The following is a 26,439-nucleotide window of genomic DNA, read 5'->3' as shown; positions in this document are numbered from 1 at the left end:
TAGCTACCGAAGTAGCGCGGATAGCCCGACCCCGATGCGTTGAGAGGGCGTATAAAGACAAAGTATGTTTGCCCTCTCGACGCATCGGGGGCACGCCCAGATTATAAAAACAAAAGTCCATTTCTAGATGAACGGAATTTTTAGAATATTTTTAATTTGTATTTAAAACCATTTTCTGCGTTTGAATAACATAACGCCGCCAACGGAAAGGAATATCGAAACGAAAAGCAAAATCCAGATGCCGTATTTGCTTTCTTCTAGACCGTTTGGCACGTTCATTCCGTACAAACTGGCAATTAGGGTTGGAATCATTAAAATGATGGAAATCGAGGTCATCTGCTTCATAATATTATTCATATTATTGGAGATTACAGAGGCGTATGCGTCCATCATTCCGGTTAAGATGTTGCTATAGATATTGGCGGTGTCTTGCGCCTGATTTAATTCGATTTCGACGTCTTCTAGCAATTCTGGATCATAACTGGCTTTGTGTGCTTTTAGATTTTTGATTCTTTGGAATAAAACGTCATTGGCTTTTAATGAAGTAATGAAGAATACGAAACATTTTTCGATTTGAAGTAAGGCTTGCAATTCTTCGTTTTTGATTGATTTTTCTAAATTGTCTTCGGCAAGTTTGATCATTTGATTGATTTGTTTTAGATATTTCAAATACCAAACGCTTGAAGACAAAAGCAGTCTTAGAACTAAATTGAAATTGTCTTCGATTTCGATGTTTTTGCGTCTTGAATATTGCACAAAATCGGCTATGATTTCTGTTTTATAAAAACTGATTGTCACGCAGATATCATCTTTAAAAATGATTCCGAGCGGTGCGGTTTGAAAAGGGAGTTTGACATCACTGCTTTTTATCGGAATACGCATGATGATTAAAGTCCAGCCGTGTTCGATTTCGATACGGGGTCTTTCGTCAATATCTTCGATGTCGTTGTAAAATGCTTCAGGAATCTGAAGTTCTTCTAGTAAATATTTTTTATCTGTTTCTGTAGGCGATTCGATGTGAATCCAGCAATTTGAAATCCATTTTTGAATTTCTACCAATCCGTTATTGTTTGTGTAAAAGGCTTTCATTTCAAAATACTACGTGTTTATTGCAGCATCTTGAAATTTCAATTGCTGCTTTTAATTAAATACTAACGAATCATAATCGTCCATTGTGGAGAAGTGTTTTTTAAAGTGTTGCAAAAGTATCCTTTATTTTTAGAAGGAAAAAGTTTATGGCATTAATAATATATTAAAATGGTCTACGCAAAATTTTTAAACACATAGAAAGTATTCAGTGTTCAGCTTTTAGTGTTCAGTGTAAATAGAGATCCTTGAAAATGCGAATAATTTTAACGGCAAAGTGCGCAAAGATTTTTATTTAGGAAAGCCCCTAAAAATAGAAAGTTCGCAAAGCTTTATTGATTTAGCTTTGCGAACTTATATTTATGAAAAAACTTAAATTTAAAAATCTTTGCGAATCTTACGGTTAATTAGACTTTACAGTATATGTTTTTTATGCAAAAAATTATTGACTTCTTGCACTTCTCATTTTTCTTGCTAAAAGAGTGTTTTTCAAAAGCATTGCAATGGTCATTGGTCCTACTCCACCTGGAACTGGCGTAATGAATGCTGCTTTTTTACTAACTCCGTCAAAATCTACGTCACCTTTAATAACATATCCTTTTGGGTTTGATGCGTCGTCTACACGTGTAATTCCAACGTCGATAACGGTTACGCCATCTTTTACCATATCTGCTTTTAAGAATTCTGGAACTCCTAAAGCAGTGATAATGATATCGGCGTTTTTAGTGAATTCTGCTAAATCTTTAGTACGGCTATGAGTCAAGGTAACAGTTGAGTCTCCAGGATTTCCTTTACGGCTCATTAAAATACTCATCGGACGACCTACGATGTGGCTTCTTCCGATAACTACGGTATGTTTTCCTGCAGTTTCTACTTTGTAACGCTCTAACAATTCCATAATTCCGAATGGTGTTGCCGGAATAAAGCTTTCCATTTCAAGCGCCATTCTACCAAAATTCGTTGGGTGGAATCCATCAACGTCTTTATCTGGATCGATTGCTAATAAGATTTTTTGCTCATCGATATGTTTTGGCAAAGGCAATTGAACGATGTATCCGTCTAAGTTATCATCTTCGTTTAGCTCTTTGATTTTTGCTAAAAGCTCATCTTCTGTAATGGTTTCTGGTAAAGAAACTAAAGTTGAATCAAATCCGATTTCCTGACATGATTTTACTTTACTTCCTACGTAAGTTAAACTTGCTCCATTATTTCCCACTAAAACTGCTGCCAAATGAGGTACTTTTTCTCCGGCTGCTTTTATAGATTGAACTTCGGCTGCAATTTCGTTTTTAATGTCGTTAGATGTTTTTTTACCGTCTAGTAGCTGCATTGTTGTTTTGTTTCAAGTTTAATGTTTCATGTTTCACGTTAAATGCGAAACTTAATATTTATTGAATTAAAAAAGTTTCAAATTTCTGTTTCATAACTTGAAACCCGAAACTTGAAACTTTTATTATTTTTATTTTGGCATTCCCGGCATTCCACCTGGCATTCCTTTCATACCGCCCATCATCTTCATTAAGTTTTTTCCGCCTGGGCCTTGCATCATCTTCATCATTTTACTCATTTGGTCAAACTGCTTCATAAGCTGATTTACCTGCTCGACTTTTGTGCCCGAACCTTTTGCGATTCTGGCTTTTCTCTTTACGTCGATTAAGGCTGGTTTGCTTCTTTCTGCTGGTGTCATCGAGTAGATAATCGCTTCGATATGTTTGAAAGCATCGTCTTCGATCTCAACATCTTTCATGGCTTTTGAAGCACCTGGTATCATTCCAACCAAGTCTTTCATATTACCCATTTTCTTCACTTGCTGAATCTGAGTTAAGAAATCGTCAAAACCAAATTCGTTTTTAGCGATTTTCTTTTGAAGTTTTCTAGCTTCTTCTTCGTCAAATTGTTCTTGAGCTCTCTCAACAAGAGACACAACGTCTCCCATTCCTAAGATACGCTCAGCCATACGTTCTGGATAGAAAACATCAATTGCTTCCATTTTCTCTCCAGTACCAACAAATTTAATTGGTTTGTTTACGATTGATTTGATCGAAAGTGCTGCTCCACCACGAGTATCACCGTCTAACTTAGTTAAAATAACTCCGTCAAAGTTTAAGATATCGTTGAATGCTTTTGCTGTATTTACAGCATCTTGTCCTGTCATAGAATCGACAACGAACAATGTTTCTTGTGGCTGAATTGCTTTGTGTACGCGAGCAATTTCGTCCATCATTTCCTGATCTACTGCCAAACGTCCTGCTGTATCGACAATTACAACATTGAATCCGTTTGCTTTAGCATGTTTGATTGCGTTTTGAGCAATTTCTACAGGATTTTTATTTTCTGGTTCTGAGTAAACCTCAACACCTATTTGGTCTCCAACAACATGCAACTGATTGATCGCCGCTGGACGGTAGATATCACACGCTACAAGAAGTGGTTTTTTATTCTTCTTTGTTTTTAAGAAATTTGCTAGTTTCCCAGAGAAAGTCGTTTTACCAGAACCTTGAAGTCCAGACATTAAAATTACTGTCGGATTTCCTGAAAGATTTACTCCTGCAACATCTCCTCCCATTAATTCGGTAAGTTCGTCTTTTACTAACTTCACCAATAATTGTCCTGGCTGAAGTGTCGTTAATACATCCTGACCAATTGCTTTTTCTTTTACTTTGGCTGTAAAATCTTTAGCAATTTTAAAGTTAACGTCGGCATCAAGTAAAGCACGACGAACTTCTTTTAAGGTATCGGCTACGTTTACTTCTGTAATTTTACCGTGTCCTTTTAATATATGGAACGCTTTATCTAACTTATCACTTAAATTATCAAACATATCATTTTCTTTATATGAAGTGCAAAGATAATCTAATTAGATATTTCAGGCAATTTATTTTTTCTAAGGTTCATAGTTGCAAAGGCACAAAGGTGCGAAGTTTTTTTTTGCCACGAATTGCACTAATTTTTCGAATTATTTTTGCGTCAGATTTTTGTTTTGTCATGAAGAGGCTCAAAGTTTTTCTTCTAATACTTAAATCGCGCAAAGATGCAGAGGCGCAAAGTTTATTTCACGCAGATTTTTAAAGATTAAAGCTGATACCGCAGATTTCGATTTAAAAAATCAAAATTAAATCTGCCGAATCTGCAGGAAACTAAAAAACTTTTCTAAAATAAAAATCGCGCAAAGACGCAGAGGCGCAAAGTTTATTTCACGCAGATTTAAAATGATTTAAGCAGATAACGCAGATTTCTATTTCAAAAATCAAAAATTAATCTACTGAATCTGCTGAATCTGCGGGAAACAAAAAAGTCGCAAAGAATAGAAAAACTTTGCGACTTCGCGACTTTGCGAGATTAATTTGTTTAGCTTAGAACTGAAAATAGATAAATGGCTGTGATCCTGCAACGGCCGTTGCGTAAACTATCCAGTAAACAAATCCTAAGATTATTGCTTTTATTAGTAAAGGTGTTTTGTCAAAAACAGATTTCATTCCGTTTGTAAATGTTTCTGGTAAGAAATGCCAAACGTAACCGAAAAGCATTAAGCCGAATACATTTTTATATCCTAAAACAATTGTTTTCCAAAGTTCTGGTTCGAATGTTAACTGACCAATATTGTTGATTACTTGCAATGCTGTTTCGAAATCTCTTGCGCGGAAAAATATCCAACAGAAAACCACAAAATGGAATGTGATTAGGATAGAAAAAAATCGCCACAAGAAGTTTGGTCTTTTGTCTTTTTTTGATGTAAAAAATTCCATAAAAATTTTATGAACTGCCAAAGCTAATCCGTGCAATGCACCCCAAACTATAAACTGCGCTCCTGCTCCGTGCCATAAACCGCCCAAAAGCATTGTAGTAAACAAGTTGAAATTGGTTACCAAAGTTTGTTTTATTTTGCTTGAAAGCAAAAATGACAAAGAGAAAACTAAAATACTGCTTCCTGCAATGATAAGCGGAATTATACTTTCATTGTAACAAGACATTCCCCAAAGTAATAATCCGAAAAAGAATAAACTTGGAAATAAATATCCTGCGAAAGATCCCGATCTGTTTCCTCCAATCGAAATGTATAAAAAGTCTTTTAACCAAGTCGAAAGTGAAATATGCCATCTTCTCCAGAAATCGGTTATCGAAGTTGATTTATACGGCGTTCTAAAGTTGGCTGGTAATTTAAAACCTAACAATAATGCAATACCAATTGCCATATCTGAATATCCAGAAAAATCGCAATAAATCTGAATGGCATATCCGTAAGAAGCCATTAAGTTTTCAAAGGAAGTATAGCTCAGCGGCGTATCAAAAACACGATCAACGAAGTTTACTGAAATATAATTTGAGATTACAGTTTTCTTAATTAATCCGCCAATAATCAAAAACAAAGCATTGTTTACATCTTGCTTCGTCAGGTTTAATTTTTGATAAATCTGTGGCAGGAAATCTTTTGCACGAACAATTGGTCCAGCAACTAACTGCGGGAAAAAGGAAACGAAAAACAAATACTCTATATAATTTTTTGTTGGTTTAATTTCTTCTCTATAAATCTCAATAATATAACTCATTGATTGGAACGTATAGAACGAAATTCCAACAGGCAAGAAAACATTATGAAGTGCAAAATTTCCACTAAACATATCATTGTATGTCACAATCAGGAAATTCATGTATTTGAAATAGCCCAAAAGCGCCAAATTCAAAATCACACTTATCACCAGATATAGTTTTTTTACTCCATCCCGGCTTTCTTTATAAATAATCTGGCTCAATCCGTAATCTACTACCGATGAAAGCAATAGCAGCAAAAAGTAAATTCCGCTTGATTTATAATAAAAGAAAAGGGAGAAGAGAATAACATACGTTAATCTCAAATAAAATGTTTTGCGTAAAAAACCATACACAAAATAGAACACTAAAAATAAACCTAAGAATAGACCGGTATTAAATAAAAGCTTTTCGTCGGGATCGTAAACAAACCAACTCTTAACTTGTTCTATTGTAATGGCACCAAAGTTTTGAATAAACCAATTATTAATGCTCTCTATTGTTGTCAACTTAATTCTTTAATTTAAAATTATCATATGATTTTAAAACCGCCTGAGCAAACAATTTCCCTTGTTTCTCATATCCTTTTTTGGAATAATGAACCCAATCCGGGCCTATTAATCCCTGCACTTTTAATTGTTTGATTCCACTCATTCCGCCAAACTCTTCGTACAAATCCCAAACCGAAAAATCATCTTTTTGAGCAATATCAATAATTTGTCTTGAGTACTGGTTAATATAAATATTTGGTTTTCTTCTCAGCAAAGATGGTGGAGGGGTCATTACAATTATCGGTGCATTTATTTTTTGCGCTCTTATATTGCTAATAAATTCTCGCAATTCATTAATATATTTTTCTGCGTTTAAGTGATCGTAGCTTTCATTTGTTCCTAATGAAAAGACCAGCAAATCTGGGTGCAATGACTTTAGTTGTTCAAAGAATAATGGATACTTGTTATAATCAGAATATTTTGCGCCGTTTACTCCAATGCCACTATAAATAACTCCTGGTGCATCTTTTTCTAAAACAATTCCGCTTAGTTCGTAATCCTCCGCTTCTTTATTCGGAATCAAGAAAATTCGGCTTAAAGCATTATCCGAATTATAATAATGAGAATACGAGTCGGACTCTATCGCTAACGGAACAAATTCTGACATTGAAACAGTCTTTGCTCTGGTTTCGTTTGTTGCTATTTTTAATGTTCGCCCTGCTCTAATATTGTTAGATTTTAAGCGATTATCTCTTTTAATTTCGGCAATCGAAACATTGTATTTGTCTGCAATTGTACCTAGAACTTCGCCTTTTTTAATTTTGTGTATTATAACTCTTCTTTCTGTTGTCTGAATAGAATTGATTTTTGACGAAACGGCCAAATCGAACATTTTCTGATTTTGAGGCGTAATAATTTTAATGGTATTGAATTTATAAGCCGGATCTTTTACATTCATCTCTACTACAAATCCGCCAGTATCTCTCCAAAGCCCAATTCCGCATAAACCAACCGGATTATTTTTAACGGGAAGAATGTTTCTATAGCTTTCCCAAGTTCTGTTAGATTTAAAACGTTCATTGTAAGAGCCGTTTGTTCTAGCCAATTGATACGGAAATACTAAACCGCGTCCTGCATTTCCAAATTTTTGCTGCAGTTTTTTTCTGACTTCATTGGTCATTAAATCTCCTTGGATATGCGAATCTCCAATATGTACTATATTGATTTTTTGATTTTTATGATCTTCATTTTCTTCTAGCTTCTCAAAAAAATCGCTCAGTACTTTTGCATTATAAAGCTGTCCATCAGAAGGAGCTTCAATTGCTACAGAATCTGCTTTTTGAATCATACTTTTGGGTATTGGATGTTCGTCTGTTTTTGGCGTTTTTTCATTTGTTGCAAAAAAAAGACAACAAAAGAAAAAAATAAGTTTATTTATCATACACTGTCTTTTGTTACCGAAACGGAATCGGGTCTGGCTTTTTTAACTGGTTTTGGCTTAGTCCCTTCAGCATCTCTTTTTTGTCTGAGCACTTTATATTCTTCGTAACCTTTATTTAATTGTCCGTAAAGCAAATTACCAATTGCTTTTGCGCCGCGCTGATTAAAGTGCGTGTAATCCTTATTTGCTTTTGCAGGAGTTTCGTCAACCCATTTAATCATAGAACCGTCTCCTCCCATCAAAGTATATAAATTCACAAAACCAGCGTGCGTTTCAAGTGCATAGTGTTTTTGTGCTTTCATTAACGGTACCACGGCAGAATCGGTTTTCATTTCCAAATCATATTTTGTCGATTTATCTGCAGTTGAAACAATTAAAATTGAAACTCCAGGGAAAGATTCTTTGATTTTATTTACGGTCTTGGTCATTCCTTTTTCATACCAAGAATAATTTTTTGTTCCGTAATTTAAAACGTTGGTTCCATAGTGCAGGATAATCAGGTCATATTTCAAAGAATTATTAAAAGCTCTCATCACATCTGCATTGAACATAGAAATCGGAAGTCCCGAGTTTCCTCTCTGCGAGAAATTATCGACGTGAACTCCTGATCCGTTATCAAAATTAAATCCGTAGATCGGAATAGAATCGGCTTGCACAAAATTTGCTTTAAAGGCTTTTACACTTCCAGATGAAACCTTTAAGGTGTTGACTAAATTATTTGGGGAAAGACTTTTCTTAAGAGTATCTTTTCCTATAATGAAATTCACTTTTCCAACTTTAGATGAACGTCCATAAAATAAGGTTGCATTGTCTAAAGAGGTAGAGTATTTGCTAAGTCCTGCTTCGTACTGAACCCAAGTTAAATTGGCTTTATCATTTGCAAAAAACACATGTCCGTTAATCCCAAAAGGACTTGTTGGTTTTTTTACATTTAAGTAAGACTGCGTTTTCCAGTTTTTAGAATAAGTTGATTTTACAGAACCCCTTGAGGCTGCAGATTCTGAAGTGATAGGAACAAAGCCAACACCTTTCCCTCCAAAACGTTCTTGATAATTGGTACGAACGTCCTGAACGATTAAATCTCCATCGGTCATAGAATCTCCGTAATAAGCGATTCTAACCTTGCTTTGAGGATTTTTTTCTAGCTGATACAATTTCTCATAGAAAGAAATCAGGTATTGATATCCTTTGTAATTTTCGAATGTTTCGGCAGGAAACTCTATTCCTTCTTCAGTTTGATCAAAAACAATTTTCTGTTTATTAAGTGCTCTTTCGTTTGCCGCAACACTATCGTCATCTATTGCAACTGAATCTTCAGCAACAGATTCTAAAAGCAAACTGTCAATTAATATATTTTTAGAATCTAACTTACTCTCCGAAAATATTTTGTCTGGAAGGATTTGTTTAAATCCAATAAAAGCAACCAGTGCCAAAGCAACGATCGCAAAAGACTGAAAAAAATAAGATTTTGTATTCACTTAATAATTATAAAAATATGAAGGACTGCATTCAAAAATTAAACCAATTAAATAATGGTTAATTTATTGCAACAGAATTTGTGCAAAGATAGAATAACATTTTATTTCTATTTCATTTTAACAGGAAAGTAGAACAAAAAAAAGAGGTTAGAAAATCTAACCTCTTGAATCAAAAAAAAAATAAAAAAAACAAAGCTAATGATTAACTAAATTTTTAGTGTTGTTTAATTGAACATTAGTTTACCAGATTTAACTTCTTTATTCTCTGAAAGAATTTTATAGAAGTAAAGTCCTTTTTGATAGTTTGAAGGAATTTTCCAATTTACTACTTGATTTGGCGTTACTTTTCCTTTATAAACTGATTTTTCATTTCCTAACTTTTCAGAATACAATACAATTTCAATGTCTTTATCTGTAGTGAAATTGGTTGCGAAGTTTATTGATTCTGATGTTGGGTTTGGGTATACAACCAAGTCAACAATTGTGGATTCATTACTTGTTATCACTCTTTTCGCAGAAACACCATACAAACTTATAGTATTACTATTTGAAGTTTTTATTGATCTCACTTGTCTAAACAATTTTGCAAATGGATCAGTCCGTAGTATACTAATCGCTCGAGAATACGACCCCAAATTTAAATCTTTAGTAGTTTCATCAAAGAAAATAGGATCTTCTTGACTAACCAAAACCCAAGAATACCTATAATCTCCTCCCCCCCCTGTAGGTTTGCTACCAGTAACTTGATAACCATTTATTACGATAGTATTATTTTCTATATTTGATATTGGTAAAGAAAGAGTTGGTACAAAAACCTGATTACTACCTTTTGATTGCCTTCCTGAAGTCACAGATCTAGTAATAATTAAATTTGGATACCAATTTAAATAATTATATATATCTTCTGTAAGTTCCAAGTTTTGTCCAGTCTCAGGAAACACATAAGGTTCTTCTCCCCCCCATAACATCCATGAATACCTATATGAGCCAGTTCCTCCAGTTGGCAAGCTCCCTTTAACAAGAGAACCCTCTCGTGTAATAACATTATTTTTTAATTCTGGGGCAGGAATTACCGTTATAGTAACTAAATTGCTTGCTCTTGTGCCATCACTAGTAGTCACTCCATGAATATGAAGTTTATTTGTAGTAAACCTTTTAAAATATGTATTTTTATTAAGTATCCCTGGATGATAATCTTTACCTGTAGCTCCTTCAATAGGAATTAACTGAGAATCAAGCGTAGAAGTAGTACTTGATCTCCATTGATAAGCAACTAATTCATGATTTTTAAAATTCTCTCTAGCATCACCTCCAACAAGCAATTGCGCAGTACTACCTTCATTTATTGTTTGATTTTCAACTACTGTGTTCCATGCTGGCCGAGGATTTGTTGGATTTGTTGGATTTGTTGGATTTGTTGGATTTGTTGGATTTGTTGGATTTGTTGGAGAAACCGTCTTTGTAATAGTTTTATCAGAACTCTTAAATATATCATTAGAACTACTTTTATATTCCGCATACAAAAATCCTCCTGAAGCATCAAACTCACTAGCGTTTAAAGTTACTGTAATTGGTTTTGTAACTTTCAGCGCTCCTAAAAAAGAAACTACTGTAGCACTCCCTCCATTTGCAATAACTGGTGACAAAGCTACATTTCTTTTATAATAAATTGTCAAATCTCCTGTTGGTGCATTGTCACTTTGCATCACTGATGATGTGATGTCAACCGACAAAACAACACTCAATGTCGAAACATTTGCTCCAAAATTAATTGATGTAGCGAGCGCACCATTCACAGTCATATATGGAATTGATATCTTAAACTGTCCATAAGATAAAAGCGAAAAAAAACCAAGAATCAATCCAAAAATAAACTTTTTCATTTTAATATCAATTATTTGATTAAAAAAAAACCTTGAATAAAATTTATCCAAGGCTAATAATTTTGCTATTAAAAAGTAGTAGTGCTGTTTGCTTGATATGCGAAATTAAAAGTATAAAACGAAGATGCTGATTCTAAACTTGGAGTTGCTGGCGCATCTTTATAATAGCTTAAGATTTCAAATTTTGCATATTTACCATCATGTGTTTTTACAACAAATACTTTTCCTGCAATTGGAGATATAATATGAGTTGTCATATTATAACTATACCATCCATTTCCGCTTCCCGTAGGAATTGCATAAGCAGCAGTTCCATCCTGAGCAAAGGTAGATGCTGCAGGGAATAACGTTACGTTAGCAAACGTGCTCGAAACAATACTAACTGCACCAGAACCCGTTCTGTTTGGTTCTGTGTCAGCTTTTTTAACTCCACCATTTACCAGAATAGTAGTTTTACTAAAAGCAATATCCCAATTATCGTTTGTTACTACTTTATTTTCTGAAAAGCTAAACTTTGTAAATGTTGTTGCCGATGCATCAAGATTAGAAACTTTTGTAGTCACAACTGGAATTACTTCATTATTATCATCGTCACTGCTACAAGAAGCTGTAAAAATAAATAATGCTAAAAGAGAAAGTTTTAAGAATTTTGTTTTCATTTTTGTAAAGGTTTAAATAAATATTGATTAAAAAGTATATTGAATTCGTCCAAAAAATTGTCTACCGGCCAGATTACTAATTTGACTAGGATCTGTAAAATCAAACAAATTATTTGCTCCTGCTTGCAGCATAAATTTGTCTCCGATATATTTTGAAATTGATAGATTTGTTAAGAAATAATCATCTACAAATGTGTCATATTTGTCAAGTATTTGGTTACCGTTGGTATCAAATAATCCGTATTTACTTCTGTAAAAAACACGTAGATTAATGTCGGTTTTTATTTTAGGAATTGTGTACGCAAACTTAACATTTGCGGTATGTTTTGATCTGTTATATAGTCCAAAGTAGTCCGATTTTTTAATTTGAATTGTTTGTAAATCAGAGCTTCTGATGTATTGATAATCTTCGAAATTATCCAAAACAGATTTATCTTTTGCTGTTAAATACTGATAACCAAATGAAACTGAGAATTCTTTTGTAAAATCATAAGTTGAGTTAAACTCTAAACCATAAGTAAAAATTTTACTTATATTAAAATAACTGAAGACATTCTGACCATTACTTTTTTGAGCCACAACACGAGTATCTATTAAATTCTCTATTGAATTATAGAAAGCATTTACATCTAATCTTAGTTTGTTTTTTTTATAAAAAGTTCCAAGATTAATGTTTATTGAACTTTCTGGCTTCAGCGGTTCAATAAAATTCACTCCATCTACTCTTGACAAAAGTTGTCCTTGTTCTTCAAGTTGATTTAAACGGTCTTCGGCAACATTGTATCCCATGACAGTATATCCAACTGAAGGATTTGTAAAATCAAAATACAACTGGCGAAAATCTGGTGCTTTATATCCATAACCTACAGAAGATTTCAGCGAAAAATTTTCATTAACTTTATAGTTTACAGCTAATTTTGGACTAAACTGCGAAGCGTATTCACTATGATTATCATATCTAAATCCAGCAAGCAAATTCCATTTTTCTGTAGGATTATAATCATATTGGAGGTAAATATATTGTGAATTAAAATTGACACTTTTTTCAAAATAAGTTCTGTCTAAAGTCTCATAATTTAATCCTACTCCTCCTGTTAGTTTATCATTTCCCAATGAGAGTGTTGTTCTAATCTCTGGTCTAATTAACCACTGATTATAATAGGCGCTTTCAAAAAGAATATTATTTTGATCATTTAAAAACGAATCGTTTTTATAATTTGTAGTGTAAAATTCATATTCAGAATACAGTTTTGAATTCCATTTATGTTCAAATTTAATCTGCGAATTCCATTCTTTCTCCTTTGCATCACCTTTATAATTTTCAGAATTAATAATTGCGACGTTATCCATTTTCATATCATAAAAACGGTTATTCACAATTAGCTTTAGATTCTCCGAAAAATCATAATAGATCTTAGGCTGAATAGTAAAATTATAAAATGGCTCTACATTTTTTAATGCTATACTTTTATCTAAATCATAACCATCTGTAGAATAAAAATTAGCAAAAAGATTCGCGGCGAATTTCTTCTTTTTCCACAATAAATTAGTATTTGCGTCACTAGTATTAAAAGTTGCATAACGATAAGAAAGGCTTCCTGAAAACATATCCTTTTTCGGTCTTTTCGTGATTACATTTATTACTCCTCCCATTGCTTCAGAGCCGTACAATGCAGAAGAAGCTCCTTTAACAATTTCGATTCTTTCAATATTTCCCACAGAAACCCTTGACAAGTCCAACACACCCGCACTTCTTCCTACAAGAGGTACTCCATCAATCAAAATCATGGTATAAGCAGCATCCAATCCCTGCATCTGAATTCCTTCAAAACCACTTTCATCTGGAATTAAAATAATACCGGTTTGTTCACTTAAAATCTCATTTAATCTTGTAACCCCAGACTTCATAATAGCTTCAGATGTTATAACTGTCATAGGCAAAGGCAATGACGAAAGAACTCTTTCTGTTCTAGTTGCAGTAGTTACTTTAACTTCCGATAATTCATTTGTTTTAACACTATCTTTTTTAACCTCCTGAGAAAAAGAGATTTGAAAAAACAATGCAACAGTAAAAAAAGTAATTTTAAAATTCATTATTTTTATTCAATCTTAATAATCGGTGCAAATATATGATTATTTTTAATTGTTCTAAATTAAATTTATATATTTGCGAAAAATTTAAAAACAAAACATTAAGTTATGATTTCAAAAAGCCTTTTTATGTCAGCCGCTTTGGCTTTAATATGTGGTCTTGGATTTAGTCAGGACAAAAAACAACAAGACATTAAATCAATTAAATCGATGTGTGGTTGTTACGAGGTAAAGTTTAATTTCACAGAAACTTTTTCTTATCCAAAAGATACTCTTACTTACAAACCTTCTCTGACAAAACATGAATCTGCTTTAGAATGGGTAGAATTAATAGAAGACACTCCTAACAAAATATCAATGCAGCATTTACTAATTGTAAGTGATGATATGATTATCAAGCACTGGAGACAAGATTGGCTATACGAAAACACAGATTTATATAGTTTCGATAAAGGAAATTCTTGGAAATATAAAAAATTAGATAAAAAAGCCGTAAAAGGCCAGTGGACTCAAAAAGTATATCAGGTAGATGATAGTCCGAGATATGAAGGTTCTTCGACTTGGGTACATGTTGATGGAAAAGATTACTGGGCAAACGTAGCAGATGCACCACTTCCAAGAAGAGAACAAACTAAACGTAACGATTACAATGTTTTGAAAAGAAGAAACATCCACGAAATAACTTCTACAGGATGGAATCATGAGCAAGACAATGACAAATTGGTTCGTGACGATGCTGGAAAAGATGTATTGTTGGCTCAAGAAAAAGGATTCGATGTTTATACTAAAGTTCCAGACATTAAATGTCAGGCTGCTCAAAAATGGTGGGTTGCGAACAATGCTTTATGGAAAAATGTTCGTGACAAATGGCAGACTCTTTTTGACAGACATAAAGATTTAAACCTAGAAGCTAAAGTTGAAAGAAAAGCACTTTACTCTTTATTATTTGATTTAAAACCAGATACTGCAAAAGCAGAAACAGATAAAATCATTGACAAATTTGTTAAATAATTAGAATTAGTTGTTATGAAAAAGCCGGAAGTTTTGAAACTTCCGGCTTTTTTGTTTATTTAATTACTGAGGCACAGACAAAACTGTAAACAATTTACTTATTAATTAAAATTGTTACAATCATTATTTATCCCACCATAAATGAGTCGTTACATTACTAACAACAGTAGCATTCGGGTTATATTGCCTTTCATCTGATGGTATAGGAAGTCTTACTGGAATAAGTTTCGTATTAGAATTTTGATTTGGAACTAACGCAGGAAATCCAGTTCTTCTATAATCATTGTAAGGCTCCATAGTTAAGAAGAGAGCAATATATTTTTGCTTAATAATTGACTCTAAGCTAACTAATGAAGTTGTTAAACTTAAGAAATTTGGTGATGCAGCATTTCCTGTAATTTTTAGAACTGAAGCCGCTACAGCATCCCCAAATGCTTGCTTTGCATCTTGCCCTAATCTAAACCTAGCTTCTGCTTCAATAAATTTAGCTTCTGCGTACGTCACTATTCCAATAGCCGATGCAGGACTTGCAAAAGCAGAACCAATGTAAGAAGAAGATACCGTATCAATATCCTCAGGCTCATTACCAACATAAGTTGGCAATAAAGGAGATTTTGGAGTACTAAGCGCAATTGTAAAAGGCAGTCTCGGATCGTTATCATCTTTTAAAGAGTTTACAAAATAAGCGCCAGTTTTTAAATAGTTTTGACGACTTTTACCAAAAGCATACCATTGATTAAGCCCGTTTGAAGTTCCTGTAAAAAAAGTATTTGCATCATCTGCATTGGAACTTATTCCAGATTTACTAATAAAATCTAATGCTTTTTGAGCAGAATTTGAGTCCACTTCAGTTAATCTCAATGCAAATCGTGCTTTTAAAACGTATGCAATCTGAATCCATTTTTTAGTATCACCATTAAAAATATAATCATCATTTCCTGGAACTGAATTATTACTTAAAACTGGTTTTTCTAGATTTACAATAGCATCATCTAAAATCATCTGCAGCCTTGAATAAATCTCCTGTTGCGTATTATATTTTGGATTTTTAACTCCCTCATTTGCTCTGAAAGCTTCATCATAAGGAACATCCCCCCATAAATCTGTTGCATAACTTAAATTAACAGCTGTTAATATTTGGCCAATACCATTGTAATAAGGGTGTGAAGTTGCAAAATCACGGTTTAACAAATAACCGTTCATTAAAGTTGTGCTATACAAAGTATTCCATTCATTGTTTACATCCTGTTCAGAAACTATGTAACGTTGAATATCTCCTAACTGACCAACACTGGTACCAGCAAGATGCTGATCAAAAATATTTGATATTCTAATTAATCCTGTTGTATGTGTCGAAAAAGTAGAAACTTCCATTCCTGCCAATAATAAACTAGGAGTAGTTACTATAGGTGAATTAGGATTTTCATTAAAGTTGTCTAATTCAGATTGGCAGCCCACCAGCATACCAAAACCTATGGCTACCAGAACTACACTTTTAATATATTTTTTCATTTCTGTTATTTTAAATTTAAAAACCTACTTTAAGACTCATTATAAATGATTTACTTCCCGGATTATTAAAATAATCTAATCCATTAATTCTTGAACCCGCACCAGTCAAACTAGTCTCTGGATCAACACCTTTATAATTTGTATTTAGCCATAAATTTCTTCCTGTAAAAGATAATTGTGCAGAGTTAAAAACACTTAGTTTCTTCACATTAAAATCATAGCTTAAGGTTACGTCACGCAGTCTAATCCAATTAACATCTGTTATTGCTTCTTCTGCAGCACCTCCACCGTCACCTAAATATTTTTGGTAATAATTTTTTGCAGTAATAGCAATATCATTTGGAGTACCATCTTGTTTAACACCTTCAACAATATAAGTGTGTTCTCTATCTGCAGAGGCTTGAGATACACCAAAATTATGTAATCTTGCCAATGTTCCATTGTAAACAGCTCCTCCATGTCTAAAATCTAAAAGACCTGATACTGTAACTCTCTTATATGAAAAGGTATTTCTTATTCCGCCTGTCCAATTAGGTGCAGAATTACCGAGATTTCCAATTTCGCTTTGCAATAATGGCAAACCATCTGTTCCAATTATTTTCTGTCCATTGGCATTTCGTTGCCATTTTGTACCATAAAAACTTCCCAATGGCTGTCCTTTAACAGCATAATAACCAATTGATCCAAAAGCTGTCTCAATACTAATTTCATCTAGATTTCCAGAAATATCTGTGACTTTGTTCTCATTTTTAGCCCAATTCAAATTAATATTCCATTGAAAAGGATTGCGCTTTTCAAAAACATTGTAACCTAATTCTACTTCAATCCCTTTATTTACAAGCTCTGCTGCATTTTGGTAAACAACAGCAAAACCACTTGATTGTGGCAATGGCACATCTATTAATAAATCTTTAGAGGTTTTATAGTATAGATTAATATCAAATGTCAGACGGTTTTCAAAAAATTTAGTATTTAAACCAACTTCATGACCTAAAACCCTTTCCGGTTTTAATTGTTGATTCCCTAATCGCCCAGAAACTGCCATTCCATTAATTCCATTATACGGAAAACTTAATCCATCCGTAAATCCATCCGTCATAAAGGGCTGAGAATATGTGCTAATTGTTCTATAAGGAGCTGGTGCAATACCCACTTCACCATACGCATAAGTTACTTTAGCAAAAGTAGTCCATTCTGGCAAGGTAAAAGAATTTGATAACACCCAAGAAGCAGATGCAGCTGGGAATATAGCACTGTTTGCATCTGTACCATAAGTTGAAGACCATTCTTTTCTAACAGAACCTGTTATAAATAACTGATTTTTAATATCAAATTCTAATTGTCCAAAAATTGCTCTCGACATAATATTACTTTCTTCATTCGAAGTATATAGCTGAGTTGCGTTTGATAAATTATAAACTCCTCTTACAGCAAGTTCTTTACCTCTTGAAAAAACATCTGAATTTTGCGATGAACGTAAATTAAGACCTGCAGTATAATTTATCTTCAACCATTCCGATTTTAATGGCAACAAACCATTTGCTAAAAGATCACCATAAAATTGCTTATTGTTAATATTGTTGAAAGCCACTTCTCCTATTCCTGCTAGATTATCACCATTAGAAGAAATAGCATAGATCTGCTTGCGGTAGTCCGAGTATGCGTCTATTCCTCCTTTTACTGTCAAAGACAACCATGTAGCAGGGGTGTAGGTTAGAAACATATTTCCAAAAACTCTATTCACATCGCTCGTTGCAGGGTTTTCATTTACAGTAAAATATGGGTTATCATATGAAGAAATGTAGTTTAAATTATTTCCTTCACTATCCATATAATTCCTTAAATCATAATTTCCTACAGAACGCATTAAGCTTAGCATAACACCCGAAGAATTACTTCCGTTCTGAGCTAAGGTATTAGTGGTGTGCGTATATTGTAAACTTCCTCCTGTTTTCCATTCGTTACTTAACTTTAGATCTCCTACTACTCTAAGTGTATTTCGTTTCAATCCTGTTTCTGGAATCATTCCCGTTTGAGTAACATTTCCATAGGAAGCTCTATAAGTAGCTTTCTCATCTCCGCCATAAAAAGACAAGTTGTTTGTAAAAGTTAATCCTTCTTTAAAAAAGTTGCCAACATTATCATACATTGGTACTCCTAACTGTTCAGCGGAAGGCCCCCAACTTTGCGGTGTGTTTGAATTAATTGATGTTGCAGTATTACTTGTACCTTGAACATATTTCGATTGTCTTGCTGGCAGCTGACTTACTTTATCAATAGCAAGTGAAGTGGTATAATCTATACCAAGTCCTTTTCCAGCTTTACCCTTTTTAGTTGTATAAATTATAACCCCATTTCCAGCACGTTCTCCATAAAGAGCTGCAGCAGCAGGCCCTTTAAGAACAGATACATTTTCAATGTCTTCTGGATTAATATCTAGAGCTCTATTAGAATTATTAATACCTGAAAGATTTGCATTAAACGGATTATCACCTGCTGATGTTTGGCTAGTACTATTATCAATAGGAACTCCATCTACAACAATTAAAGGATCTGAGCTTCCTAGTATTGTATTTACCCCTCTAATAATAATTTTACTTGATGCACCTGGAGTACCGCCTGTACCAATAACCTGAACTCCGGCTGCTTTTCCTGCTAATGCTTGAAGAACATTCTGTTCTCCCGATTTTGTTATTTCATCAGAATTAATTTTTGAAACTGCATATCCCAAAGATTTTTCAGATCGTTTAATCCCTAATGCAGTAACCACAACACTTTCCAGTTCTTGTGCTCCAGCATCTGTCATTTTTACGTTAATTACAGATGAATTTGCTGCAATTTCTTTAGTATTCATTCCTATATAAGTAAACACTAGCACTTGATTTGATGATGCTTTAATTACATATTTTCCATCAAAATCGGTTTGTGTCCCCAATTTAGTTCCTTTAACTAATACACTGACACCCGGCAAAGGTATTCCCGCATTATCTGAAACCACTCCTGCAATTATTTTCTCCTGAGCAATACTTGACTGTAAAATCAGAACAAAAAAAAGCATCATAAATCCTTTTAATTTTTGTTTCATTATTTTTTGTTTTTAATTTGAGGGCGAACTTAAAAAATTTAAATAATTTTAACAAGAATACATTTACTTTTAACATAAATATATGAAATATTTATACTACAAATAAAATGATGATACAATTAGTGAATAAAATTATTTTAGGAAAGAAAAAACAAATAGAATATGCAATAAGAACAAAAACCATCTATAATAGACGGTTTTTTATTCTGCTCATTTTTACTAAAAGGGTTACTAATTCAAAATAGTTAAAAACGAATAGTAGAATTGACTTAATAATCTATTACCTGCATCGTAATTTCCACAGAAGCCAAGGCAAAATTAACTGGAAATTTTATCTCAAAAAGATCACTAAAGCCAAAAAAACAATAAAAAAAGCCAATAGTTTTACAACTATTGGCTTCTGTTTCTTTATGAATTAAATTCTTACATTCTCTCTGGAACTTCAATTCCTAATAAATCCAATGCAGATTTTATAACTTCGGCAACTTTTTGAGAAAGCTGCACTCTGAATATTTTTTTGGTCAAATCAACTTCACCCAAAATATGTACTGACTGGTAAAAAGAGTTGTATTCTTTTACTAAATCGTAGGTATAATTGGCAATTAATGCTGGACTATGATTGTGAGCGGCATTTTGAATTATTTCTGGAAAAAGTTCGATTTGTTTTACCAGTTCTTTTTCTTTTTCATGCAATTCTTCTATTTCAATTTTAGTACTAAAATCAAAATCTGCTTTTCTTATGATCGATCTAATTCTGGCATACGTATACTGAATAAATGGTCCTGTATTTCCAGCAAAATCTACAGATTCTTCGGGATTGAATAAAATACGCTTCTTAGGATCTACTTTTAAGATATAATATTTTAAAGCTCCAAGACCAATTGTTTTATACAATTTTGCTTTTTCTTCAGCAGAATAACTATCTAGTTTTCCTAAATCTTCTGAAATTTGTTTTGCTGTTGCAGTCATATCGTGCATTAAATCATCTGCATCTACAACAGTTCCTTCACGGCTTTTCATTTTTCCTGACGGTAGATCTACCATTCCGTATGATAAATGATACAGATTTGAAGCCCAATCAAAACCTAATTTTTTTAGAATTAGAAACAAAACTTTAAAGTGATAATCCTGCTCATTTCCAACAGTATAAACCATACCGCCAACATCTGGCATATCCTTAACACGCTGAATTGCTGTCCCGATATCCTGTGTCATATAAACTGCTGTTCCATCTGAACGTAATACGATTTTACGATCAAGGCCTTCATCAGTTAAATCAATCCAAACAGAACCGTCTGGATCTTTTTCAAAAACACCTTTATCTAGACCAACCTGAACAACATCTTTCCCTAATAAATAAGTGTTGCTTTCGTAATAGTATTTATCAAAATTAACTCCCAGATTAGTGTAAGTCGTTGCAAAACCTTCATAAACCCATTCGTTCATTTTTTTCCAAAGCGAAATCACTTCTTCATCTCCTGCTTCCCATTTCTTAAGCATATCCTGAGCTTCGATAATAATCGGAGCCTGTTTTTTTGCTTCTTCTTCAGTTTTACCAGATTCAATCAATCCGTTAATTTCGTTTTTGTATGCTTTATCAAATTCTACATAATATTTACCAACTAGTTTATCTCCTTTTAAACCAGAAGTTTCAGGCGTTTCTCCGTTTCCGAATTTCTCCCAAGCTAACATCGATTTACAAATATGGATTCCTCTATCGTTGATAATTTGTGTTTTGTATACTTTTTTACCAGAAGCCTTTAAAATTTCAGCAACAGAATAACCTAACAAATTGTTACGAACGTGGCCTAAGTGCAAAGGTTTATTTGTGTTTGGAGAAGAGTATTCCACCATTACTGCCTTTTCAGCAGGATTAGGCTCTACAAATCCAAATTGTTTTTGATCTCTTATTCCATTAAAGAAATTCACATAATAACTGTCTGATATAACAATATTCAAGAAACCAGAAACTACATTAAAGCGAGCCACTTCTGAAACATTTTCAACCAGATAAGTTCCAATTTTATTTCCCAGTTCTGCTGGATTACTTTTAATCACTTTCAGTAAAGGAAAAATCACCATTGTGATATCGCCTTCAAACTCTTTTCTAGTAGTTTGAAACTCGATTTTATCAACAGTAACATCAAATAATGCTTGTAATGCTTTTTGTATAGAAGGTGTAAGAATTTGTTGTAATGACATGTAAACTTATTTTAAAGTGAGCAAAGATACTGCTTATTCATCAATTAGAGAAAATCAAAAACATATTAAATTCAAGAAATGAATTTTGATTTGACAAAAAAGCACCTTTTTTAATTGTTAAAATTATCAAAAAACCAAAAGCCTAATCTCTTACAAAACAGCTAATGAGAAAAAATTTTCTTTTTTTTATTTAATTTCTTGTAACATATCAAATGTAAAAGAGTCTTACATAGTGACTTCAATTTTTGTTGATGTCACGAAAAAAGAAAAAAAAGAAAACTAACAAAACGAAATCATCATCAATCAAATCAAAAATAATCAGTAAAAAAATCATGAAATTAAAATTCTTTCTGTTTGCATTATTGGGGATAATCGCAACAGCACAAGCTCAGAATACTGGTAGTATTTCTGGAAAAATTACAGAAAAGTCTAATAATGCGCCGATTTCTTATGCCACAGTTTCGCTAAAAGAAAATGGAAAAGTAATTTCTGGAGTAAATACAGACGACAATGGAGACTTTTCTTTTAAAAATATTACTTTAAAAAGCTACACTATCGAAATTCAATACATTGGATTTCGAAAATATATTGGTTCTGTACTTTTGAGCGATAACAAAAAAACGGCAACTGTTAATGTTTCTCTAGAAGAAGAAGCAACGCAACTAAAAGGTGTAAATATAGTTGCAGAACGCTCGACAATTGAACAAAAAATTGATAGAAAAGTAGTAAACGTTGGAAAAGATTTAACTACCGCTGGGGCTTCGGCATCGGATATTATGAACAATATTCCGTCTGTAAATGTAGATCAGGATGGAAAACTTTCGCTGCGCGGAAATGATAACGTTCGTGTATTAATTGACGGACGCCCTACAAACATTGACCCTGCTCAGTTGCTGAAACAGATTCCATCAACTTCTATTAAAAAAATTGAGCTTATTACCAATCCTAGTGCGAAGTATAATCCAGAAGGAATGTCTGGAATCATCAACATTATTTTGCATAAAAATGCCAATACAGGTTTTAACGGATCTTACAGCGGAGGTATTACTTTTGGTAAAACAGCAAAATACAATCAGTCTTTAGATTTAAACTATAAAACCGGAAAAGTAAATTTCTTTGGTAATGTAGGACAGAATTTTGGAACCTATCAAAATGATGGTTTTATTCAAAGATTTGATCAAGATATTACTCAAAAAATTGATGTCTTGAATGACAATGAATCGTACTTATATAAAATTGGAATGGATTATTTAATTGATGATCATAACACTTTATCTATTTATACCAACCAAAACAGATCTGATGGTAAAGGTTTTGTAGATACTGATATTGATTACAATAATGTAACTAATTCTGATATTTCTAATATTTTTCAAAAATCAAAATATTGGGGACCAGATCAAGTTGGAACCTACAATTTGGCCTACAAGCACATTTTCAAAAAAGAAGGCCATACTTTAGATTTTGAAGCCAATTATAGTGATAATAAAGAAACGCAACATGCTTCTTTTGATACTCAAACGACCAATACTGATAACACTTCTTCAGATATTGCATACAATGATTTTCTAAAAGGAACTAGAAAATTAAGCACTATAAATGTTGATTATGTTAATCCGTTAAACGAAAAAACAACTCTTGAAGCTGGAGCAGAAGCCAGAATTACAAGAACAGGCAACGATTATACAACAGGAAACCCTTTACTTCCTGCTGAAGACCAAACGTCTCATTATACTTATGATACAGACATTTACTCTGCTTATGTAACATTTGGACAAAAATTCAAAAAATTCAGTTATCAAGTAGGTGCTCGTTTTGAAAGTTATAAAGCTAAAGCTAACTTAAATTACGGACAAACTACATTTGATGATGATTATATTACCTTATATCCATCTGCTTATCTAACGTACAACTTAAACGAGAAAAATACTTTACAATTAAGTTATAGCCGTCGTGTAGACCGTCCGAGTTTAGAGCAGACAAAACCTATTCGTGAATTTGCCACTCCGTTGGTTACTTCATTAGGAAATCCAGAATTAAGACCTCAGTTTACAAATTCTGTAGAACTAAATTATACTAAAACTCTTGAAAAAGGAAGTTTTACAGCTGGCGTTTTTGTGAGAAGTATCAACGATCAGATCAGTAGAATCTTATATCCTGATCCTGCAGACCCTAATAAAGAAAAACAGATTATGACGTTTACAAACTACGATCATAATACGGCTTACGGATTTGAACTTTCGTTCAATTATAAAATTACAAAATGGTGGGATATTCAGCCTTCTATTGATTTCTCAAGTATTAATCAGCAAGGTATTGTGTTCTTATACGACCCAGCGACTAATACAAGTAACCCAATCGATCGTAAAATTACAGTTGCTGCTTTCAACGGACGTATGAACTCTAATTTTAAAGTAAATAAACGTTTAAGTTTCTTAGCATTCGGATTCTATAGAGGTGCTACAAACGGACTTCAAAACAATAGTCACGAAATGTATAAAATGGATATTGGTACACGTTATACATTGTTAGATAACAAAATGAATTTAAGTGTTCGTTTTAATGATGTCTTCAATACTATGAAATATGCCTTTGACACGATGTATCCTTATCCGCAAGCGGGTCAGTTTAAATGGGAAAGCCAAACGGTATATGTTGGTCTGACTTACAACTTTGGAGGCGGAAAAATCAAAAATTTACAGCGTAAACAAAGAGATGATAACACTAATAAAGGTGGCGGTGGAATGTTTTAATTCTCTTTTTAAAAGATTTTTTAATATTTTGAATAATTTCTTGTAGAAAAAAAGTCTGGAGTATGCCAACTCCAGACTTTTTTTATTTTTATGCAATTATAAAAAATTACGCAATTCTTTTATTTCTTCCGGATTTGCCGTTTCAGAATCGTCTGTCACTGCAGATGAATGGTAAAAAGTCAAATCTAATTTTTCTTGCAGCAATTTGATATTAGAAGATCGAAGACCTCCGCCGGGCATAATTTCTATTCGATCTCCCGCCAATTCTTGAAGTCTTGCTAAAGCTAAAATTCCTTCTTCGACATTTACTCCTTGACCAGAAGTCAAAATTGTTTTGAAACCGCAGTCGATAACTGATTCAAGAGATTTTTCTGGATTTTTAACTATATCAAAAGCGCGATGAAATGTACAAGAAAGCGGATGCGCCAAATGCACTAATTCTTTATTCTGCTTTTTATTTATTTTTCCATCATCTTTTAAGATTCCAAAAACAAAACCGTCAACACCTAATTTTTTATATTGCTTGATATCTTGTTTCATTTCTGTTAGCTCTTCATCAGAATAAACAAAATCGCCACCTCGAGGCCTAATAATAACATGCATTTTTATATTTAGACTTTCGCGAACTTTTAATACCAAAATCGAGTTTGGCGTAGTTCCTCCCAATTTCATGTTTTCACAAAGTTCAATTCTGTCCGCGCCATTTTCTTGAGCGATTAATGCCGATTCGTAGTTAAAACAAGCTATTTCGAGTTGATTTTTTTTCATTTAATAATTTAATTTCTTTGATTTGTCATTCTGAGGAACGAAGAATCTCACTAGAAATTCGACAATGTTATAGAACTTGTGTGATTCTTCGTTCCTCAGAATGACAAAAATTTTGCAATTTAATTTCCAACACTAAATTATAAAAAAACCTGCTCCAAATAAGAAACAGGTTTTAAAAAAAATATAATGTAAGATGATTATTTTACCATTTAATAATTGCACTTGCCCAAGTAAATCCACTTCCGAAGGCTGCTAGAACTACAGTATCTCCAGATTTGATTTTTCCTTGTTCCCAAGCTTCAGTTAAAGCAATCGGAATAGACGCTGCTGTTGTATTTCCGTATTTCTGAATATTGTTATGAACTTGGTCATCCGTCAATTTAAATTTATTTTGAATGAATTGCGAAATTCTCAAATTTGCCTGATGCGGAATCAGCATATCAATATCCGAAACTTGCAATCCATTTGCTTCCAAACCTTCATTGATTACTTCTGCAAAACGAACTACAGCATTTTTAAATACAAATTGTCCATTCATATAAGGATAATAACTTTCATCGTTCGGATCATTATCTGCAATAATGTCTGTTACCCAACGCGCTCCCATTCCTGGTGCTTGTAGAGCCAATTCTTCTGCGTGTTCTCCTTCTGAATGCAAATGTGTAGATAAAATTCCCTTTGTTACATCTTCTTCACGACTTAAAACTGCTGCTCCTGCTCCATCTCCGAAAATTACAGAAACCCCACGTCCACGTGTTGTCATATCCAATCCAGTTGAGTGAACTTCAGAACCAATCACCAAAATGTTTTTATACATTCCGGTTTTAATATATTGGTCTGCAACAGAAATTGCATAAACAAAACCAGAACATTGATTTCTTACGTCTAATGCTCCAACTGTCCTTAAACCTAAATCTCTTTGAACCAAAACACCTGGTCCTGGAAAATAATAATCTGGACTTAATGTAGCAAAAACTACAAAATCAATATCTTCTTTGGCAACGCCAGAACGCTCGATTGCAATTTTAGCTGCTTTTACTCCCATTGAAGTAGTAGTGTCTTCTCCACGAATAATGTGTCTTCTTTCCTGAATTCCAGTTCTTTCCTGAATCCATTCATCATTCGTATCCATTATCTTAGACAAATCATCGTTAGTCACCACATTAGAAGGAACATAATATCCTAAACCAGCTATTTTTGAATGATACATAATCTATTATTATTTATTAAAAAATTGGATTGCAAATTTACGCATACTTTAAAATATACGTACACAAAATACTATTTTTTTCGTAATTGGCAATTTATTATATTTTAATTATACAGCTTATAAGAATCATTTACTTTCTGAAAAGGCAATTTTATACTGTAATTACTGAAAAAAGTTAAAAATTAAAGATTGAGATGTAACAAGACAAAAGTAAATTAGACAAACATTTGAATACCATTTAC

16 protein-coding genes are annotated in these 26,439 nt (G+C 33.1%); 2 read left to right on the top strand and 14 right to left on the bottom strand.

Annotation, left to right across the window (positions count from 1 at the left end; translation table 11 throughout):
- Window positions 1–162: 162 nt before the first annotated feature.
- From EG814_RS13445 to EG814_RS13405, 9 genes are all read right to left on the bottom strand, one after another.
- The gene (locus EG814_RS13445) at window positions 163–1,089 is read right to left on the bottom strand and encodes a magnesium transporter CorA family protein (RefSeq protein WP_125722423.1); all 927 of its coding nucleotides are present in this window, start codon (window positions 1,087–1,089) and stop codon (window positions 163–165) included.
- A gap of 439 nt (window positions 1,090–1,528) precedes the next feature.
- Window positions 1,529–2,416, bottom strand: coding sequence for a bifunctional 5,10-methylenetetrahydrofolate dehydrogenase/5,10-methenyltetrahydrofolate cyclohydrolase (locus EG814_RS13440; protein WP_125722422.1), 888 nt, complete (start codon window positions 2,414–2,416; stop codon window positions 1,529–1,531).
- A gap of 129 nt (window positions 2,417–2,545) precedes the next feature.
- Complete coding sequence (gene ffh / locus EG814_RS13435; protein ID WP_125722421.1) at window positions 2,546–3,907, bottom strand: signal recognition particle protein; 1,362 nt, start codon at window positions 3,905–3,907, stop codon at window positions 2,546–2,548.
- Between the two features lie 532 nt (window positions 3,908–4,439).
- On the bottom strand, window positions 4,440–6,122 hold the full coding sequence (locus EG814_RS13430) for an MBOAT family O-acyltransferase (protein WP_125722420.1): 1,683 nt from the start codon (window positions 6,120–6,122) through the stop codon (window positions 4,440–4,442).
- A 1-nt stretch (window position 6,123) separates the two neighbouring features.
- Window positions 6,124–7,452, bottom strand: coding sequence for a GDSL-type esterase/lipase family protein (locus tag EG814_RS13425; protein WP_235830973.1), 1,329 nt, complete (start codon window positions 7,450–7,452; stop codon window positions 6,124–6,126).
- A gap of 89 nt (window positions 7,453–7,541) precedes the next feature.
- Window positions 7,542–9,023: an SGNH/GDSL hydrolase family protein gene (locus tag EG814_RS13420; RefSeq protein ID WP_125722418.1), complete on the bottom strand. Its 1,482-nt coding sequence runs from the start codon at window positions 9,021–9,023 to the stop codon at window positions 7,542–7,544.
- Between the two features lie 224 nt (window positions 9,024–9,247).
- Complete coding sequence (locus tag EG814_RS13415) at window positions 9,248–10,906, bottom strand: T9SS type A sorting domain-containing protein (protein ID WP_125722417.1); 1,659 nt, start codon at window positions 10,904–10,906, stop codon at window positions 9,248–9,250.
- Window positions 10,907–10,974: 68 nt separating this feature from the next.
- Complete coding sequence (locus tag EG814_RS13410; RefSeq protein ID WP_125722416.1) at window positions 10,975–11,565, bottom strand: HmuY family protein; 591 nt, start codon at window positions 11,563–11,565, stop codon at window positions 10,975–10,977.
- A gap of 27 nt (window positions 11,566–11,592) precedes the next feature.
- Window positions 11,593–13,659 (bottom strand): TonB-dependent receptor plug domain-containing protein, encoded by a 2,067-nt coding sequence (locus EG814_RS13405; RefSeq protein ID WP_125722415.1) that lies wholly within the window; start codon window positions 13,657–13,659, stop codon window positions 11,593–11,595.
- A 105-nt stretch (window positions 13,660–13,764) separates the two neighbouring features.
- Between EG814_RS13405 and EG814_RS13400 the strand changes: the two genes are divergently transcribed.
- Window positions 13,765–14,667 (top strand): DUF6607 family protein, encoded by a 903-nt coding sequence (locus EG814_RS13400; RefSeq protein WP_125722414.1) that lies wholly within the window; start codon window positions 13,765–13,767, stop codon window positions 14,665–14,667.
- Window positions 14,668–14,790: 123 nt separating this feature from the next.
- Here the strand turns inward: EG814_RS13400 and EG814_RS13395 are convergent, their stop codons facing one another.
- The 3 genes from EG814_RS13395 to argS all read right to left on the bottom strand — a co-directional run bounded on the left by EG814_RS13395 (window position 14,791) and on the right by argS (window position 21,466).
- Window positions 14,791–16,179, bottom strand: coding sequence for a SusD/RagB family nutrient-binding outer membrane lipoprotein (locus tag EG814_RS13395; protein WP_125722413.1), 1,389 nt, complete (start codon window positions 16,177–16,179; stop codon window positions 14,791–14,793).
- A gap of 16 nt (window positions 16,180–16,195) precedes the next feature.
- A complete protein-coding gene (locus tag EG814_RS13390; protein ID WP_125722412.1) occupies window positions 16,196–19,264 on the bottom strand; it encodes a SusC/RagA family TonB-linked outer membrane protein in 3,069 nt (1,022 codons plus the stop codon).
- A gap of 423 nt (window positions 19,265–19,687) precedes the next feature.
- Window positions 19,688–21,466 (bottom strand): arginine--tRNA ligase, encoded by a 1,779-nt coding sequence (argS, locus tag EG814_RS13385; RefSeq protein WP_125722411.1) that lies wholly within the window; start codon window positions 21,464–21,466, stop codon window positions 19,688–19,690.
- A gap of 332 nt (window positions 21,467–21,798) precedes the next feature.
- Between argS and EG814_RS13380 the strand changes: the two genes are divergently transcribed.
- A complete protein-coding gene (locus EG814_RS13380) occupies window positions 21,799–24,219 on the top strand; it encodes a TonB-dependent receptor domain-containing protein (RefSeq protein ID WP_125722410.1) in 2,421 nt (806 codons plus the stop codon).
- Between the two features lie 96 nt (window positions 24,220–24,315).
- Here the strand turns inward: EG814_RS13380 and EG814_RS13375 are convergent, their stop codons facing one another.
- Both EG814_RS13375 and EG814_RS13370 read right to left on the bottom strand, forming a co-directional pair.
- Window positions 24,316–24,987, bottom strand: coding sequence for a copper homeostasis protein CutC (locus EG814_RS13375; RefSeq protein ID WP_125722409.1), 672 nt, complete (start codon window positions 24,985–24,987; stop codon window positions 24,316–24,318).
- A gap of 202 nt (window positions 24,988–25,189) precedes the next feature.
- The gene (locus EG814_RS13370) at window positions 25,190–26,197 is read right to left on the bottom strand and encodes a 3-oxoacyl-ACP synthase III family protein (RefSeq protein WP_125722408.1); all 1,008 of its coding nucleotides are present in this window, start codon (window positions 26,195–26,197) and stop codon (window positions 25,190–25,192) included.
- Window positions 26,198–26,439: the final 242 nt, after the last annotated feature.

It is taken from the genome of Flavobacterium ustbae, assembly GCF_003946915.1.
Lineage (GTDB): Bacteria > Bacteroidota > Bacteroidia > Flavobacteriales > Flavobacteriaceae > Flavobacterium > Flavobacterium ustbae.
The sequence above is the reverse complement of the archived record's forward strand: the minus strand, read 5'-3'. Positions and strand labels throughout refer to the sequence as shown.

Bases quoted from the DNA above. Each gene is read 5' to 3' on its own strand.
- EG814_RS13445 (WP_125722423.1), bottom strand. From the start codon at position 1,089: ATGAAAGCCTTTTACACAAACAATAACGGATTGGTAGAAATTCAAAAA.
- EG814_RS13440 (WP_125722422.1), bottom strand. From the start codon at position 2,416: ATGCAGCTACTAGACGGTAAAAAAACATCTAACGACATTAAAAACGAA.
- ffh (WP_125722421.1), bottom strand. From the start codon at position 3,907: ATGTTTGATAATTTAAGTGATAAGTTAGATAAAGCGTTCCATATATTA.
- EG814_RS13425 (WP_235830973.1), bottom strand. From the start codon at position 7,452: ATGATTCAAAAAGCAGATTCTGTAGCAATTGAAGCTCCTTCTGATGGA.
- EG814_RS13415 (WP_125722417.1), bottom strand. From the start codon at position 10,906: ATGAAAAAGTTTATTTTTGGATTGATTCTTGGTTTTTTTTCGCTTTTA.
- EG814_RS13410 (WP_125722416.1), bottom strand. From the start codon at position 11,565: ATGAAAACAAAATTCTTAAAACTTTCTCTTTTAGCATTATTTATTTTT.
- EG814_RS13405 (WP_125722415.1), bottom strand. From the start codon at position 13,659: ATGAATTTTAAAATTACTTTTTTTACTGTTGCATTGTTTTTTCAAATC.
- EG814_RS13400 (WP_125722414.1), top strand. From the start codon at position 13,765: ATGATTTCAAAAAGCCTTTTTATGTCAGCCGCTTTGGCTTTAATATGT.
- EG814_RS13395 (WP_125722413.1), bottom strand. From the start codon at position 16,179: ATGAAAAAATATATTAAAAGTGTAGTTCTGGTAGCCATAGGTTTTGGT.
- EG814_RS13390 (WP_125722412.1), bottom strand. From the start codon at position 19,264: ATGAAACAAAAATTAAAAGGATTTATGATGCTTTTTTTTGTTCTGATT.
- argS (WP_125722411.1), bottom strand. From the start codon at position 21,466: ATGTCATTACAACAAATTCTTACACCTTCTATACAAAAAGCATTACAA.
- EG814_RS13380 (WP_125722410.1), top strand. From the start codon at position 21,799: ATGAAATTAAAATTCTTTCTGTTTGCATTATTGGGGATAATCGCAACA.
- EG814_RS13375 (WP_125722409.1), bottom strand. From the start codon at position 24,987: ATGAAAAAAAATCAACTCGAAATAGCTTGTTTTAACTACGAATCGGCA.
- EG814_RS13370 (WP_125722408.1), bottom strand. From the start codon at position 26,197: ATGTATCATTCAAAAATAGCTGGTTTAGGATATTATGTTCCTTCTAAT.